Annotated in this window: 14 protein-coding genes; 4 read left to right on the top strand and 10 right to left on the bottom strand. The window is 56.2% G+C overall.

Going from position 1 to position 15,721, the window contains the following annotated elements:
- Positions 1 to 9 precede the first annotated feature (9 nt).
- The 7 genes from ACYVB2_RS02110 to ACYVB2_RS02080 are packed head-to-tail and all read right to left on the bottom strand — an operon-like array spanning position 10 to position 8,442.
- Positions 10 to 615: a shikimate kinase gene (locus ACYVB2_RS02110; RefSeq protein WP_382429498.1), complete on the bottom strand. Its 606-nt coding sequence runs from the start codon at positions 613 to 615 to the stop codon at positions 10 to 12.
- Positions 615 to 3,362 carry a beta strand repeat-containing protein gene (locus tag ACYVB2_RS02105; protein WP_382429500.1) on the bottom strand — a complete coding sequence of 916 codons (2,748 nt, stop codon included), beginning with the start codon at positions 3,360 to 3,362 and terminating at the stop codon, positions 615 to 617. The genes ACYVB2_RS02110 and ACYVB2_RS02105 overlap by 1 nt, the downstream gene beginning before the upstream one ends.
- A 25-nt stretch (positions 3,363 to 3,387) precedes the next feature.
- Positions 3,388 to 5,532: a type IV pilus secretin PilQ gene (pilQ, locus tag ACYVB2_RS02100; RefSeq protein ID WP_382429502.1), complete on the bottom strand. Its 2,145-nt coding sequence runs from the start codon at positions 5,530 to 5,532 to the stop codon at positions 3,388 to 3,390.
- Positions 5,529 to 6,068 carry a pilus assembly protein PilP gene (locus ACYVB2_RS02095; protein ID WP_382429504.1) on the bottom strand — a complete coding sequence of 180 codons (540 nt, stop codon included), beginning with the start codon at positions 6,066 to 6,068 and terminating at the stop codon, positions 5,529 to 5,531. Before ACYVB2_RS02095 ends, pilQ begins: the two co-directional genes overlap by 4 nt.
- Positions 6,065 to 6,739: a type IV pilus inner membrane component PilO gene (locus ACYVB2_RS02090; RefSeq protein WP_382429506.1), complete on the bottom strand. Its 675-nt coding sequence runs from the start codon at positions 6,737 to 6,739 to the stop codon at positions 6,065 to 6,067. The genes ACYVB2_RS02095 and ACYVB2_RS02090 overlap by 4 nt, the downstream gene beginning before the upstream one ends.
- Before the next feature lie 3 nt (positions 6,740 to 6,742).
- The gene (locus ACYVB2_RS02085; RefSeq protein ID WP_382429508.1) at positions 6,743 to 7,366 is read right to left on the bottom strand and encodes a PilN domain-containing protein; all 624 of its coding nucleotides are present in this window, start codon (positions 7,364 to 7,366) and stop codon (positions 6,743 to 6,745) included.
- On the bottom strand, positions 7,363 to 8,442 hold the full coding sequence (locus tag ACYVB2_RS02080; RefSeq protein ID WP_382429510.1) for a pilus assembly protein PilM: 1,080 nt from the start codon (positions 8,440 to 8,442) through the stop codon (positions 7,363 to 7,365). Before ACYVB2_RS02080 ends, ACYVB2_RS02085 begins: the two co-directional genes overlap by 4 nt.
- Before the next feature lie 257 nt (positions 8,443 to 8,699).
- Here ACYVB2_RS02080 and ACYVB2_RS02075 point away from each other — a divergent pair, with 257 nt between their 5' ends.
- Positions 8,700 to 11,126, top strand: coding sequence for a PBP1A family penicillin-binding protein (locus ACYVB2_RS02075; RefSeq protein ID WP_382429512.1), 2,427 nt, complete (start codon positions 8,700 to 8,702; stop codon positions 11,124 to 11,126).
- Positions 11,127 to 11,150: 24 nt separating this feature from the next.
- Here ACYVB2_RS02075 and cyaY read toward each other — a convergent pair whose 3' ends face one another.
- Complete coding sequence (gene cyaY / locus ACYVB2_RS02070; RefSeq protein ID WP_382429514.1) at positions 11,151 to 11,486, bottom strand: iron donor protein CyaY; 336 nt, start codon at positions 11,484 to 11,486, stop codon at positions 11,151 to 11,153.
- Between the two features lie 11 nt (positions 11,487 to 11,497).
- On the opposite strand from cyaY, the gene lptM reads away from it, so the two are divergent.
- The 3 genes from lptM to ACYVB2_RS02055 all read left to right on the top strand — a co-directional run bounded on the left by lptM (position 11,498) and on the right by ACYVB2_RS02055 (position 13,858).
- Entirely contained in the window at positions 11,498 to 11,668 is a 171-nt protein-coding gene (gene lptM / locus ACYVB2_RS02065) for an LPS translocon maturation chaperone LptM (protein WP_382429516.1), read from the top strand.
- On the top strand, positions 11,665 to 12,948 hold the full coding sequence (gene lysA / locus ACYVB2_RS02060) for a diaminopimelate decarboxylase (RefSeq protein WP_382429518.1): 1,284 nt from the start codon (positions 11,665 to 11,667) through the stop codon (positions 12,946 to 12,948). The genes lptM and lysA overlap by 4 nt, the downstream gene beginning before the upstream one ends.
- Before the next feature lie 79 nt (positions 12,949 to 13,027).
- A complete protein-coding gene (locus ACYVB2_RS02055) occupies positions 13,028 to 13,858 on the top strand; it encodes an oxygen-binding di-iron domain-containing protein (RefSeq protein ID WP_382429520.1) in 831 nt (276 codons plus the stop codon).
- Here ACYVB2_RS02055 and ACYVB2_RS02050 read toward each other — a convergent pair whose 3' ends face one another.
- Together ACYVB2_RS02050 and ACYVB2_RS02045 are read right to left on the bottom strand one after the other, a co-directional pair.
- On the bottom strand, positions 13,859 to 14,692 hold the full coding sequence (locus tag ACYVB2_RS02050) for an SDR family oxidoreductase (RefSeq protein WP_382429522.1): 834 nt from the start codon (positions 14,690 to 14,692) through the stop codon (positions 13,859 to 13,861).
- Positions 14,693 to 14,762: 70 nt separating this feature from the next.
- On the bottom strand, positions 14,763 to 15,692 hold the full coding sequence (locus ACYVB2_RS02045; protein ID WP_460535063.1) for a DMT family transporter: 930 nt from the start codon (positions 15,690 to 15,692) through the stop codon (positions 14,763 to 14,765).
- Positions 15,693 to 15,721 lie beyond the last annotated feature (29 nt).

Below are 15,721 nucleotides of genomic sequence, written 5' to 3'. Positions count from 1 at the left end.
GATGCCGATTCAATCGGTCTCAGACATAAAGCTGGCGTCTTGGAGTGCAGGTGCTTCTGGCACCACACGACCAGACAGCTCCAGCTGCATGGTGATCATGTTGACCAAGGTAGCCACCGAAGGGCGACCTGTCTCAACCACATAGTGGGCCGTCTCACGGTAGAGCGGGTCGCGCTGGGCATAGAGCTTGCGCAATTGTTCCAGCGGGTTGGCTACTTGCAGCAGGGGCCGGGTTTTGTCGTGGCGAATGCGGCGAAACACTTCTTCTGGGGAAGATCGCAAATAAACCACGGTGCCACGCTCATGCAGACACTGCCGGTTGGCGGGCCGCAACACGGCACCTCCCCCCGTAGAAAGCACAGCCGCCTCAGGGGCGGCTGTCAGCTCATCCATCACCGATTCTTCTAGGTCTCGGAAGTTCTCTTCGCCCTCACGGTCGAAGAAAGCCCGGATAGAGCAGCCAATGCGCTGCTCTATCACCTGATCAGAATCGATGAAAGCGACACCTAACCGCCGGGCCAGTTGCCGCCCAACGGTGGATTTGCCGGAACCCGGCAGCCCCACCAACACCAGAAGATGGGTAGGGGCTGCCTCTGCGAGTGGGGCAGTGGGCATCAGCGCAGGGGCACGTTCAGACCCGTGACCGTGTTGGTCTTTGGAGTCTTGACTTCAATGACCACCATGTCACCCGTTGCACATTTGCTCAACGATGCAGCCCACGGGAATGAGTCCAGGGTGTTGGGAATCACTGCAGTAGCACCTGCGGCCACTGCACATCCCATGTCATTTTCGGTGTTGTCTACTGCCGTGACAGTGATTTGGCTGCCAGTAGGCATACTGTTGCCATTGCCGTCTGCCACCACAAAAGCCACCCCACCTGTGGTGACGCTGGTGGTACTGATCACTGCACCACTGGTGGCGAAGATGATGATGTGTTCACCACGAACATCAGCCGCACCCCAGACGCCATCACCACTTGTTGGAGAGGCACCAGTGCGTGGCACAGAGAACTCCGCACTGTTGTCGAAAACATTGTTTTCGTTGTCGTCACGGAAGGCAGTACCCAAGTCGGTAAAGGTTTCACCAGCGTCATGAACGTTGTTGAAATTGCGATCATTGAAGTCTTCTTCACCAGCAGCATAGGCCAAGATGCTCACGCGGCCTGCACGAGGCGTGGCCGTTTGTGGGCGTGGGTTTTGGCTGCGAATCTTCACCATGCATTGTGAGTTGCCTTGGCCATTGGTGCCAGTGGTGCAGACAGGAGGAATCATCACGCCACCTTCGGTGACGAAGTTCACCGCTGTGCCATCGGGCACAGGATTGCCTTGGCGGTCGGCCAAAGACATGGTGACAGTGGATTCATCCCCATCCACATTGAAGCCTTCAATAGCAAACTTCTCGATGGACAGGCTCACACGGGCTTGGGCAGGACGACCCGAGGCAATGGTCAGCACCGCAGAGTCAGTCTGAATGGCCGTATCTGCTGCCAGCTTGGCATTTACCAATACGTTGGTGGGCACTGTGCCTGAGAACACGGGCACCGATACTTCACCATTGGAATCGGTAGGTGTAGTGATGGCACTGATATTGCCCACGCTGCCAAAGGTTGCTTTGTTGGCATCCAGTGTTCCGGTCACGGTCTTGAGCGACAGCACCACATCACGGCCCAGAATCGGTTCACCCTGTGCATTGACCAGTTTGAACTTGAGCAGCGATTGTGTGGGGCCACCAGAGTTGGCCAGATAGATGCGGGTGGGTGTGGCACTCACGAAGGCCATGTTGGTGGCCGGGGCGCCCAGCACGTTCAGTGTTTTGGAGGTCACTGCTGCACCCAAGGTGCTGGCCGAAATCTCCACTGTTTTGCCGCTGCACCCTTGGGTGCTTTGGGCAGTGCCTGTGGCATCTGTGGCCGAATAGCTCACCGTGACTTTGCCTTCGCTGTTGGTCGAGGCAGTGGCTGGCGATATCTGACCACAGGTGGTGGTGAAGTTCACTTGCACAGGGGTGGGTGTAGGCGCACCATTGAGGTTGACCTGTACTGAGACTTGGCGTGTGCCATAGGCTGCAAGGCTTGCAGTGCCCACATCCAAATTGTCCAGTGTGATATTGGCGGTAGCCAATTGGTAACCCACGTAAGTGGACACCACAGTATCTGCCGTGGGTGGTTGGACGCTGGTATTGGGATAGTAGCTGCTCAACGTACCTGCTTTGTAGCTGTAGGTCACGGTCAGGGAGCCTGCGCCCGTAGCAGTGAGGGCGGCGCGCTTGATCTTGATACGGGCCACGCCAGAAGCGTCGGTCAGGCCAGAGGCACCTTCAGGAAAGCCCACTTGGGTGGGATCGCCGCTGACAGTGATCAACTGGTTGGGGATCACTTGACCCGTGGGGCTGGCAAGCGTGACAGCCAAGGTGGTGTAACCCGATGCACTGATGGAGTTGGTGCTTGCGCCGCTGGCGTCTACCAAACCTGCCGATTGCAGAACAGGCGCTTTGTTGACAGGCGTAGTCGAGCCAGAGCCAGAGGTGCCGTCTTCGGTGGTGGTCACTACTTCCATCGCGGCACTGCTGCCTGCGGCATCACGCAACTCCAACGTGGCTGTACCGGCCTTCAGGGCGTGTACGGTCAGTGTGGTGCCTGCAATAGAAGCCGTGGCTACTGTGGGGGTGCTGTTGAACACAGAATAGGGTGTGGTGCCGCCATTGAGCAGGTAGCTTTGGCTGGTGCCAATCTTGATCTGTACGGTGGCTGGGGCATTGACGAAGAAACTGGTGGATGAGCCCACAGTAACGCCGATCGTCAAGGTGGCTGGACGAACAGGGTCACGGTCACTGACGGTGATGGTGGTCTGTCCTGGGCCACGCGCTGTAATAACCAGGCTGCTACCTGAAATGCTGGCATCTGCCACCGTGAGATCGGCACTGGTGACGCTGTAGGGCGTGGTGCCACCTGTCACCTGGTAGGTGCGCGAGGTGCCATTGATGATATTGAGTTGGGTTGGTGCTGTGCTGAACAGAGACTGTGGCGCACCAGCGCCCACCTGTACAGCAATGGCTGTGGAGAACCCACTGTAATCCATCACCGACACCGATGTGACACCAGCGGCTACCCCACTGATACGCAAGGTAGTGCCGTCCACAGCCGCAGTGGCAATGGCTTGGTCTTGGTAGGTGACACGGTAGGGTGGTACACCACCACTGATCTGGTACTGGTTGGTGGCACCCACTGGCAACACTACCGCATCACCTGCAGTGGTGACCAAATTGGGTTGGTTGGGATTGCCTCCAGGCGAGTCTCCTCCACCTCCGCAAGCCGCCAATGCTGTCACCAGCATCAGCATCAGGATTCTGAATATCTTTTGCATTTTCTATCCTATCGATGAAAAATTTTTAACGCTGTGCAGTACGCTCAGTGATGATCTTGGGGGTGATAAATACCAACATTTCCCGTTTGGCGGACTCCTTGGTTTTACTTTTGAAGAGATTGCCTACCACTGGCACATCACCAAAGAAAGGGATTTTGTTTTCTTGGTTGGTTTCTTCCATTTCAAAAATACCACCAATCACAACGGTGCCGCCATTTTCAATCAACACTTGGGTTTTGATGTGTTTGGTATCAATCGCTACGCCTTGCAGGGTGGTTTCACCACGGCTGTCCTTGTTCACGTCCAAGTCCAGAATGATATTTCCCTCAGGGGTAATTTGGGGCGTGACCTCCAGCTTCAAAACGGCCTTTTTGAACGCAATGGTGGTGGCACCATTGGGTGCCGTCACAGAATAGGGATATTCTGTACCCTGTTCAATCAGCGCCTTGACTTGGTCGGCAGTGATCAGGCGTGGGCTAGAAACGACCTTGCCTTGGCCATCGGCCTCCATGGCTGAGAGTTCCAAATTCAGATAACGATTGGCCGCAGAGTTAAAAATAGACAGCGCGAAATTGCCGAAACTGGCTGCGCTGGAGAGGCTGGCAGGCAGATTCACGAAAGAAGAGGAGGTATCTACATTGCCACCCGCACCACTGCTGGCCACTGCGTTGGCATAAGAAGAGCCAAAAGCCACACGGTTGTTGTTACCCAGACTATAGCCACCGTCGCCTCCTCGGTTGGCTCGCAGATCGGAGCCTCCCAAGCGCACCCCTAATGAACGGCCAAAAGTATCACGGGCCTCTACGATGCGGGCCTCAATCAATACTTGGCGCACTGCTACATCCAAGCTGGCGATCAGTTGACGTACTTCTTCCAGTTTACCGGGGGTATCTGAGACAAAAATCTGGTTGGTGCGTGGTTCAGAAATGGCGCTTCCGCGCTCAGACAAAAAGCGTGTGGAGCTGCCGCCACTACCACCACTGCTGGCCGATTTGGTGAGCTGGTCGACGATGGCATCGGCCTTGGCATAGTTGAGCTGGAATGCTTGTGTGCGCAATGGCTCTAATTTTTGAATCGCCAAGGCCGCTTCATAATCTTTTTTCGTGCGCTCATCAATTTCGTCTTTGGGCGCAATCCAGAGCACATTGCCAGTTTTGCGTTGGCCCAGTCCTTTGGCCTCCATGATGATTTGCAGAGCCTGATCCCAAGGCACGTCTTTCAGGCGCAAGGTCATGGAGCCATTGACCGTATCTGAGGTCACAATATTGATGTTGGTAAAGTCGGCAAAGACACCAAGCAGGGCACGTAAATCAATATTCTGAAAATTGAGTGACAGTTTCTCGTTGCTATAACCTGGGCCGGGAGAAAGTTTGCTCAGATCGACCTTTTTTTGCCGAACTTCTACCACGAATTGGTTGTCGCTTTGGTAAGCACTGTGCTCCCATTCGCCATTGGATTCGATGGTCATGCGCACACGGTCACCTTGCTGTGCGGCACTGATCAGTTGCACTGGGGTACCAAAATCGGCCACATCCAAGCGGCGGCGCAAACCTTCAGGCAAGGAGGAATGCAGAAAATCAATGCTCAGCCCCTTGCCTTGCTGTCGCAGATCCACCCCTACTTGGTTGTTGGGTAGTTTGATGATGATGCGGCCCGCGCCATCGGCACCACGGCGAAAATCCACATCCTTGATGGGCAGGGTGGTGGTGTTTTGGTCTTCGGCAAAGGTGGTTTTTTGGACTGCAGGTGCCACAGTGCCAGAGTTGGCCACAGGCTCCAGAATGAGCAACAGAGATTTGCCCTGCAATTCGGCGCGGTAGGAGGTGGCCTGCTTCAGGTTGAGTACTACCCGGGAGCGACCTTGGGCCTGCACCACGTTGGCGGATTTCAGGTTGCCCTGGTTGATATTGACCAGACTGCTGCCCAAAGCATTCAGGGTGTCTGGAAAATCCAGCGCAATACGCGCAGGCGATTGCGTAGCAAAACCATGTGGCAAGGCCGTTAGTGGCTCACTCAGGTCGATGCGCAACACTTCTGCACCTCCCAGAATCGAACCTGTCACGGCCTGAATGGTTCCTTGTGCCAGTGCCGCGGTCGAGACCAGCGCAGCGGCTGCAACAGCCACGGCACGCCGGAACGCTCCCATCATGGCCATGTTTTTCTGTTTCATTTCTTCGCTCCCTCTTGCAGTTCCAGCGATGCAGCACGCTCTACCCAGTCCCCAGTAGCATCCTGGACGATTTCCCGCAGTTGAATGGCCGTCTCTGTGATAGCGGTGATACGCCCGTAGTTTTGCCCCAGATAATGGCCCACCTGCACCTGGTACAAGAGGTTGTCTACCCGGAGCAATGCTGTAGGTTTGCCCAGCTTGTCCAAGCTGCCCACCATCGCCATGGTGTCTAATGGAAATGCTTCCAATGGTTCTTTGCGCCGTGCTAACTCGGGGGCAATAAGGCCCGCGTTGGCAGTCACTTGTGCCGATTCGCGTCGCAAAGCCTGTACCAGTTTGAGCTTGTCAAACGGCTCAATGCTGCTCTCGGCGGTGTAGGGCATTGGCTGAAATTGTTTTGGCTCGGACAGGGGGGTGACTTTGGGCTTGGTTTGGGCACGCTCTTGGGCCATCCAATCGCGCAATTCCTGTTCTCCGGACGATTCACATCCCAGCAGTGGCAAGGTGCAGCAGGCCAGTATCAGCATGCGCTTCATTTCTTCTTCCCTTCAGTCGCCTTGCGCTGGGCCTGTACTTCTTCAGAGTCCAGATAGCGGTAGGTGCGGGCTGTGGCATCCATGGTCAGGTTGGCACCGTCTTTAGGATTGGGGGCGATGACGATGTTGTCCATGGTCACAATGCGTGACAGGTGGGCTACATCTGCCGCAAATGAACCCATGTCATGGTATTTGCCGGTGACGCGCACGGCAATTGGCAATTCGGCATAGTAGTCACGGGCAACCACTTGACCCGGCCGGAACAGTTCAAATTGCAAACTACGACCCAAGCCTGCTTGGTTGATGTCTGAGAGCAACGCGGCCATTTCTGCCTTGCTGGGCAGTTGTTTTTCCAGTTGGATCACATACTGCTGAATTTGCTCACGTTGTTTCTTGAGGGCATCCAAACTGACAGCCTTGAGCAGCTTCTTTTGGTAGTCTTGGCGCAAGGTTTGCTCTTGTGCCTGTGCAGCCTCCAGCTCAGCCTCATAATCGACCAGCACGGCAAACCACAAGGCCACGGCAACGCCCACTGCAATAAAGACACACAACAGAGTACGCGGCAGGGGCGGCCACAGTGATGGGTCTTTGGTGTCTAGGTTGGTGAACTGGCGCTGCACATCCTGTTGCAGTGCTGCAAAGTCAATCTTGGGAATTTGCTTTTTGACCATGCTCTACTTTCCGGTCTGGGCGGTGCCTGTGCCTGTGCCTTGGCCTGTGGCGGTTTTCTCGACTTCACTGGCACGCATCAACTGGAAGTTCATCTTGAAGGCCGCAACACGGCGTTGGTCGCGGGCACCCAAGGCCACATTGCCAGAGACAATCTCCACCAGTTCGGGTTTGGCCAGCCAAGGGGTGTTGTTGCTCAGGTTGCGCAGCATTTCCGAAATACGCTCATTGGACTGCGCCATGCCTTGCATCGTGACAGTACGGCCCTCTTGCTTGAGGTTGGTCACGTACACGCCATCTGGCAGTTGCTTGACCAGTTCGGTCAGCAGATGCACTGGTAGATTGCGATCAGCCTGCAAATCTTCCACCGCCTTTTGTCGTGCGGTCAGGGCAGCAATTTCCTCTTCAATGGTGGCAATTTCTTTGATCTGGTTTTCCAGTACCTTGATTTCGCCTTGCAAAAAGTCGTTTTTGGTCTGTTGTTCACCGATTTGCATCTGGAACCACGAATAGATGCCGCCAGCAATCAACAACCCTACCAGGAACGATGCGAACATCGTGGCCTGGAACATTTCACGCCGGTGCTTGCGGGCGGCTTCCCGGTGGGGAAGCAAATTGATCAAGATCACTGCAAAAACCTCCGCATCGCCAATCCACAGGAGGTGAGATAAGACGGTGCCTCACGCGCCATTTTTTTCATGCGAACACCGCTGCCGATGTCCATGCCTTCAAAGGGATTGACCACACTGCACACAGCACCAGCATGTTGGGTAACTGCTTCGGTCAGGCCAGGCAGGGGGGCTGAACCGCCTGCCAGCATGATGTGGTCTACCCGATTGTGGGGGGTACTGGTAAAGAAGAACTGTAGTGCCCGGCCAATTTCTTGGGCCAGGGTTTCTACAAAAGGTTTGAGCACAGCAGAGGCGTAATCGTCGGGCAGATCACCATTGCGCTTTTTGCTTTCAGCTTCTTCGGGCGAGAAACCATATTGGCGCACGATGAGCTGGGTGAGTTGTGCGCCACCAAAAGCCTGATCTCGGTCGTAGAGCACTTCTTCGTTGCGGATCACCTGCATGCTGGTGGTCAGGGCACCCACCTCAAACAGGGCCACGACCGCATCTACGCCCTTGTTGGGCAAGGCTTCGATCAGGCGGCTGGCCGCCAAACGGGCGGCATAGGATTCGATGTCCACAATAACCGCCTTGAGTCCAGCGGCTTCGGCCAGCCCTTGGCGGTCTTGTACTTTTTCCCGGCGTGACGCAGCAATGAGCACGTCTACATCACCTGGGGAACTTTTATTCGGGCCAACCACACAAAAGTCTAAACTGACCTCGTCCAGCGAGAAGGGGATGTATTGGTTGGCTTCGGACTCAACCTGCACTTCCAGCTCTTGGTCGGTCAGGCCCGCAGGCAATGTGATCTTTTTGGTGATGACAGCCGAAGGCGGCAAGGCCAATGCCACCTGTTTGGTGCGGGTGCCGCTTTTTTTGACCAAGCGGCGTAGGGCCTCGGCGACTTCATCAAATTTTTCGATGTTGCCGTCGGTGATCCAGCCACGCTCTAGAGGCTCGATGGCGCACCGCTCCAGCACCAGCCCGCCGGCCTTGTTGTGCGCAAGCTCCACCAGCTTGGCACTGGAGGAACTGATGTCAATGCCGACCAGCGGGGCGGGCTGTTGACTGAACAAAGCTCCCACAGAAATCAAGATGGCTCCCCCTTATGCTGAAAAAATAGGCAACACGCTCGTCGTTTTGGATGGATGCTATCAGTAAGATAGTCCCGCAGCAAAGGCTTTTGCTGCCACGGTGCCGGGCGTTCGTTGCCAAAAGTAGACGCACTGACCGATGCCATTGCATCACTGGGCTCGTGCATCATCGCTAAAGCACAGGCTGTGCCAAGTGTGGATTTTCCACCAGCAAGCACGCATTTTTATAATGTGCATCCTTACCGATCCGGAGCGTTATGCCGCCCCCCGCCTTTCCCCCCGATAGTTCGCCTATTCCTCCAGAGGAAACTCCTTCGCCTCCAGCGCCTGTTTTACCCCAAAAGCGGCATTGGTTGCTGCGCCTGATTCTTTGGAGTCTGGGGTTGGTGGTCGCTGGTGTTCTGGCTGCCATACTGGTGGTGGGGGTCGCGCTGGCAATGGCTTACCCCAATTTGCCTGACATTTCAGACTTGGCTGATTACCGGCCCAAGCTGCCATTGCGGGTCTATTCGGCTGAGGGGGCGTTGTTGGGTGAGTTTGGTGAAGAGCGCCGCAATTTGACGCCAATCCAAGACATTCCAGAGGTGATGAAAAATGCGGTGTTGGCCATTGAAGACACCCGCTTTTTTGAACATAACGGGGTGGATTTCAAGGGGATTTTGCGTGCAGGTCTGGCCAATATTGGGCGGGTGAAAAGCCAAGGCGCATCTACCATCACCATGCAGGTGGCACGCAATGTTTACCTCTCATCCGAGAAAACATTCACCCGGAAGATTTACGAAATCTTACTGACCTTCAAGCTCGAACATTTGCTGACCAAAGATCAGATTCTGGAAATCTACATGAATCAGATTTTCTTGGGCAATCGGGCCTACGGTTTTGCGGCTGCCGCAGAGGTGTATTTTGGCAAGCCGCTCAAGCAGGTGTCGGTGGCCGAGGCGGCCATGCTGGCAGGGCTGCCCAAAGCACCATCAGCCTACAACCCGATCAGCAACCCTAAACGGGCGCGGGTGCGCCAGTTGCACATCATCGACCGGATGGAGGAAAACAATTTCATCACGTCTGAGCAGGCTGCACAGGCCCGCGAAGAGACGCTGCGTATTCGCAGCAGCTCGGATCAGACCCGCACCCATGCAGAGTATGTGGCTGAGATGGCACGTCAGCTCATTTTTGCGCAGTATGGCAATGAGGCCTATACCCGTGGGCTCAATGTGTACACCACACTGAATGCAGGTGACCAAGAGGCGGCCTATCAGGCATTGCGCCGTGGCATCATGGACTATGAGCGGCGCCAGCCTTACCGCGGGCCAGAAAAGTTTGTCACCCTGCCCAGTAATGCGCAGGCACTGGATGATGCGATTGATGAGGCGCTGGCTGATCATCCAGACAATGGCGATGTGTTATCGGCCATCGTGTTAGAGGTCAGCCCACGCAAGGTGGTGGCTGTGCGTGGCAATGGCGATGTGTTGGAGATCACTGGCGAGGGCTTGCGGCCTGTGCAGTCGGGCCTGAGCGACAAGGCACCACCCAATACCAAGTTGCGCCGCGGGGCCATCATCCGGGTGACCAAAACGGCTAAGAAGACTTGGGAGGCGACACAGCTGCCAGAAGTTGAGGGTGCCTTTGTGGCCTTAGACCCTCGCACGGGCGCTATCCGGGCGCTGGTGGGGGGGTTTGACTTTGATAAGAACAAGTTCAACCATGTGACCCAAGCATGGCGCCAGCCTGGGTCGAGTTTTAAGCCATTTATTTACTCTGCTTCGTTGGAGAAGGGGTTCACTCCGGCCACGATCATCAATGACAGCCCGTTGTTTTTTGATGCTGGTGTGACAGGGGGGCAGCCTTGGGAGCCAAAAAACTACGATGGCAAGTACGATGGGCCGATGACGATGCGTACGGGGTTGGCTAAGTCGAAGAATATGATTTCTATTCGTATTTTGCAGGCTGTAGGCACCAAGAATGCGCAGCAATGGGTCACCCGTTTTGGATTTGATGCTGAAAAACACCTGCCCTACCTGACGATGGCTTTGGGGGCTGGTTCGGTCACGCCCATGCAATTGGCAGTGGGGTATTCGGTGTTTGCCAACGGGGGCTACCGGGTCAATCCTTGGCTGATTGCCAAGGTCACAGACCACAAGGGGAAGGTGATTTCAGAAATACAGCCACCGGTGCTGGACAAGCAAGAGCGAGCCATTGATGCCCGCAATGCTTTTATTATGGACAGCCTGTTGCAGGAGGTGACCCGTTCAGGCACTGCGGCCAGAGCACAGGCCACACTGAAACGCCCTGATTTGTATGGCAAGACGGGCACCACCAATGATGCGATGGATGCTTGGTTTGCTGGGTTTCAGCCGACCTTGGCCGCTGTGACTTGGATTGGTTATGACACACCACGCAACTTGGGCAGCCGCGAAACTGGCGGCGGGCTGAGTTTGCCAGTCTGGATCTCATTCATGGCCCATGCCCTGAAAGATGTGCCCGTGATGGAGCCTACTGTACCCACAGGGGTGGTGCAAAGTGGTGGTGAGTGGTTCTACACCGAATATGCGCGTGGTGGCGGAGTGTCTAGCTTAGGAACAGAGGGGCGATCCACCACCACTGGCACCGGTGCTGCTACCGAGGCCGCCCCACAGCCACCCGCTGCTGAGGAGCGTAACCGGATCATGGATCTGTTCCGCAACTGAGGGTTATGCTGGGTGCAAATGGTTTCAAGCGCCTGCCGTGAAGCGCAATGCCAGCCCCGCTTGGGTGCTGGCATCAGCGTCTAGTCGGGCAAAAAACTCGCCACTGCCTTTGGTGCATTGCCACTGGCTGCCATCAAAACGGTAGTGATAGCCTCCAGAGCGGGTAGCCAACCAGATTTCATGCAGCGGCTTTTGCTGGTTGATAACAATTTGGCTGCGGTTGCGGAATGTGAGTGTGACCATGCCACCACTGCGTTGGCTGTCGATGTCTGCGTCGGTGGTGTCGTTGATACGGTCGCAGGATTGTTCGACGGCCAGTAACAATTTTTCAGCTTGGGCCAAGAATTCAAGGTCGGTCATACAATTTCACCATGTTGAAAGCGTTTCAAATTCTAGTCAGGCGCTTTGTCCTTGTTGCCAGCGTGGCAGCGGCATTGTCGGCTTGCGGTCAGCGTGGCCCACTGTATTTGCCATCGTCTGCGGCAGTGCCTGCCGTTACGCCGGCCCCAGCCACCCCAGTCCCTTCTTCTGTTGCTCCATGACGTCTACTGTATTGCCTGGTCATCCCCACATCGCCTATCGGGGCGCTGATTTGTTTGTTGAAGCAGTGCGTGTCACAGAACTGGCACAAACCCACGGTACGCCGTTGTTTGTCTATTCCAGCGCCGCCATGCAAGAGGCGCTGGCTGCCTACCAGCGCGGTTTTGCGGGGCGCAAAGTGCAGATTTGCTATGCCATGAAGGCCAATCCGTCATTGGCTATTGTGCAGTTCTTTGCCCGTCAGGGCTGTGGCTTTGATATTGTGTCGGGTGGGGAGTTGGAACGCGTATTGGCGGCAGGCGGCGATGCGGGCAAGGTGATTTTTTCGGGGGTGGGTAAAACCCGCGCCGAGATGCGCCAGGCATTGCAAGCCGGTATCCTCTGCTTTAATGTCGAGAGCGAAGCCGAGCTGGAGGTGCTCAGCGAGGTGGCGGTATCGATGGGTTTGCAAGCGCCAGTGAGTATCCGCGTCAATCCCAATGTGGACCCCAAGACCCATCCCTATATCTCCACGGGGCTCAAGGGTAACAAGTTTGGTGTTGCCCATGAGCGTACCTTGGTCACCTACCAGCGCGCTGCCAGTTTGCCAGGCATCCGTGTGGTGGGCATAGACTGTCACATTGGGTCGCAAATCACAGAAGCCACCCCCTATCTGGATGCCGCCGACCGAGTGCTGGATTTGATCGAGGCTATTGAGGCGGCTGGTATCCCGATTCACCATATCGATTTTGGTGGGGGCTTGGGTATCAACTACAACGGTGACACCCCCCCTGCCGCCGATGACTTGTGGGCGCAATTGCTGGCGAAGATGGATGCACGCGGCTTTGGCGACCGCCAGTTTTTGATTGAACCAGGCCGCTCGTTGGTGGGCAATGCCGGGCTGTGTGTGACCGAAGTGCTCTACCTGAAACCAGGCGAAGAAAAGAACTTCTGTATTGTGGATGCCGCTATGAATGATTTGCCGCGTCCAGCCATGTACCAAGCCTTCCACGGTATTGTGCCGTTGCACCAGCGCAGCGACGTGTTGGCGCAGGTCTACGATGTGGTGGGGCCGGTGTGTGAGAGCGGGGATTGGCTGGGGCGTGAGCGCAGCTTGGCAGTGCAGTCGGGCGACCGCTTGGCGGTGCTGTCGGCGGGAGCTTACTGCATGTCGATGGCCAGCAACTACAACACCCGGGGCCGTGCGGCTGAAGTGCTGGTCAGCGCCGAGACCGCCCAAGTGATTCGTCCACGCGAGTCGGCTGCTGAGAGCTTCCGTAACGAGCGCCTGCTTTCCCTCTGAGTGCCGGTCTGGGCGGCAACTGTCGGCCCGGCCTGGTCTTTCGATCCACCCGATGCGGCAGTTTTATGCCGCTCCCGATATGCCCATTGAACTTTACCGCGACAAAAACCATGCCTGTTACATGTTCACCGATTTGGTGGAAGAAGATGGGCAGGCTGTGCAGGCCAACCAATTCCTGATTGTGGATGACGATACTGGCGCCATCATTGATCCAGGAGGCAATTTGGCCTACAACGAGCTGTATATGGGGATGCTCAAGCATTTCCCGCCGCAAAAGCTCTCGTATGTGCTGGCCTCGCATGCTGATCCTGACATCATTGCAGCATTGGATCGCTGGCTCTCCAGCACCAAGGCATTGTTGGTCATTTCGCGTATCTGGGAACGTTTTGTGCCCCATTTCACCAAGGCGGGCAAGACCGAAAACCGGGTCATCAGCGTGGCTGATGTTGGTGGTCGTTTGCCATTGGGGCGCCATGAAATCTGGATGATTCCGGCCCACTTTATGCACTCGGAAGGCAACTTCCAGTTTTATGACCCGGTCAGTCGCATTTTGTTCACGGGCGATCTGGGGGTGTCGATGATGGATGGCGCCCAAGCGGCCCGCCCCGTGACCAACTTCAAGAGCCACCTGCCGCTGATGGAGGGCTTTCACCGCCGCTACATGGTGTCTAACAAGATTTTGCGCCTGTGGGTAAACATGGTGCGCCAGCTCGACATTGCCATGATCGTGCCACAGCATGGTGCCCCGCTGATGGGACAGCAGGCGATCAGCGAGTTTTTGGCTTGGATTGAGAATCTGGCTTGCGGTATTGACCTGTTTGATGAGCGGTCTTACCAAGTGCCCACCGCAATCATCGACCCGGTGGTGCGCCCGCCTCTGCCGATTCTGCAAGCTTTGCGCGCGCCCTGATCAGAAGGCACCGGGGTAGGCACCGCCATCTAGCAGTAGGTTTTGTCCGTTCAGGTAGCCAGCATGCTGGCTGCAAACAAACGCACAAAAAGCACCAAACTCAGCGGGGGTGCCAAAACGGCCTGCTGGAATGCTCTGCAACATCGTGGTGCGCACGGTTTGCAGACTCTGCCCGGTTTTGGCTGCGCTGCCATGGAGCGTGGCTTCGAGCCGGTCTGTAGAGAACTTGCCAGGCAGCAAGTTGTTGATGGTCACGCCCCGTCCGGCCAGTTCAGGGCTGCGTGCCAACCCAGCCACAAAGCCTGTCAGACCGCTACGAGCGCCATTAGACAAACCCAAGATGTCGATGGGTGCTTTGACGGCGCTGGATGTGATGTTGATGATGCGACCAAAACCCCGAGCGGCCATGCCATCGACGGTGGCCTTGATCAACTCGATGGGGGTGAGCATGTTGGCCTCTACGGCAGCCAACCAAGCCTCGCGTCCCCAATCACGAAAATCTCCGGTGGGTGGCCCCCCCGCATTGGTGACCAGAATGTCAAAGGCGGCACCAGGGCCATGGGGCGCGTGGAGCACGGCCTCACGTCCTTGTGCGGTGGTGATGTCTGCGGCGGCGGTGAGCACTAGCGGAAAGTGGCTGGTTTGCCCTCGCAGACGGGCGCTTTGTTCTGCCTCGGTGGTCAGCAGTGCTGCGGCCTGTGCCAGTGCTTGTGGTTGTCGGGCGTTGATGACTACATTCACGCCTTCTCGCACCAAGGCCTGTGCACAGCCTAGTCCCAGCCCCTTGCTGGCACCACAGACCAGTGCCCATTTGCCTGCAATTCCTAAATCCATGACTTACTCCTTTGGCTACAGCCAGCGCAGGGGCTGACCATGAAGAAACGAAAACCCTCCAGGCTGACCATCAACCAGCAGGGGGGCGGGGTGTTTGTGTGAAGACGAAAATGCCCACAAGCACCAAGGCAGTCCCGCCCAACACAGTCCATGTCAGTGGCTCATCCAGCAGCCATGCACCCATCAATATGGTAGACATAGGCCCGACCATGCCCATTTGCGCTGCCGCTCCGGCACCAATGCGTTCGATGGCCAACATGACCAGTAGAACAGGTGCCGCGGTGCAGAGTGTGGCATTGAGCACTGATAGCCACAGGACTTCGGGGGCTACTGCTGCCGCTGACCACGGGCGCAACAGCACGAACTGCAACAGGCAAAGAATGCACGCCACGGAGGTTGCCAATCCTACCAACCGCAAGGCACCTAGGCGCTGCACCATCTGGCCGCTATAAACCAGATACAACGCATAACTGATGGCACTACCCAACACCAGCACAGCACCCCAGACGGCTTGGGTGCCCTGCCCTTGCAGTTCGGTTCCAAACACCAAGACAACACCACCATAACTGATCGCCATGCCCAGTGCTTGTCCCCAGCGTATGCCGCGACCATACAGCAACCAGCCCAGCATGAGCACAATAGTGGGGTTGAGATAGAGAATGAGCCGCTCTAGGCTGGCACTGACGTAGGCCAACCCGGCAAAATCCAGAAAACTGGCCAGATAGTAACCCGACACCCCTAGGCCCAAAACGCCTAACCAGTCTTTGCGTGTTAAGGGCGGCTTGCCCCGACTGGCCCACCACGCCATAGCGGCAAAAATAGGCAGTGCAAACAGCATCCGATACATGATGAGTGTGACGGCATCTACACCGTGCCTATAGGCCAGCTTGACGATGATGGCTTTGCCACTGAAGGCCATTGCACCCAACACGGCAAAGGTCAAACCTGTGGCTCTGTGGCGCTGGGCTGTATGTGCGGGTGTAGCGTTGGTGGAAGGCACAAGGATAGACAAAAAAGAGGCCACAGGGC

Source organism: Giesbergeria giesbergeri (assembly GCF_054779375.1).
The sequence above is the reverse complement of the archived record's forward strand: the minus strand, read 5'-3'. Positions and strand labels throughout refer to the sequence as shown.

Coding starts and splice junctions, on each gene's coding strand:
- ACYVB2_RS02110 (WP_382429498.1), bottom strand. CDS start 615: ATGCCCACTGCCCCACTCGCAGAGGCAGCCCCTACCCATCTTCTGGTG.
- ACYVB2_RS02105 (WP_382429500.1), bottom strand. CDS start 3,362: ATGCAAAAGATATTCAGAATCCTGATGCTGATGCTGGTGACAGCATTG.
- pilQ (WP_382429502.1), bottom strand. CDS start 5,532: ATGAAACAGAAAAACATGGCCATGATGGGAGCGTTCCGGCGTGCCGTG.
- ACYVB2_RS02095 (WP_382429504.1), bottom strand. CDS start 6,068: ATGAAGCGCATGCTGATACTGGCCTGCTGCACCTTGCCACTGCTGGGA.
- ACYVB2_RS02090 (WP_382429506.1), bottom strand. CDS start 6,739: ATGGTCAAAAAGCAAATTCCCAAGATTGACTTTGCAGCACTGCAACAG.
- ACYVB2_RS02075 (WP_382429512.1), top strand. CDS start 8,700: ATGCCGCCCCCCGCCTTTCCCCCCGATAGTTCGCCTATTCCTCCAGAG.
- cyaY (WP_382429514.1), bottom strand. CDS start 11,486: ATGACCGACCTTGAATTCTTGGCCCAAGCTGAAAAATTGTTACTGGCC.
- lptM (WP_382429516.1), top strand. CDS start 11,498: ATGTTGAAAGCGTTTCAAATTCTAGTCAGGCGCTTTGTCCTTGTTGCC.
- lysA (WP_382429518.1), top strand. CDS start 11,665: ATGACGTCTACTGTATTGCCTGGTCATCCCCACATCGCCTATCGGGGC.
- ACYVB2_RS02055 (WP_382429520.1), top strand. CDS start 13,028: ATGCCCATTGAACTTTACCGCGACAAAAACCATGCCTGTTACATGTTC.
- ACYVB2_RS02050 (WP_382429522.1), bottom strand. CDS start 14,692: ATGGATTTAGGAATTGCAGGCAAATGGGCACTGGTCTGTGGTGCCAGC.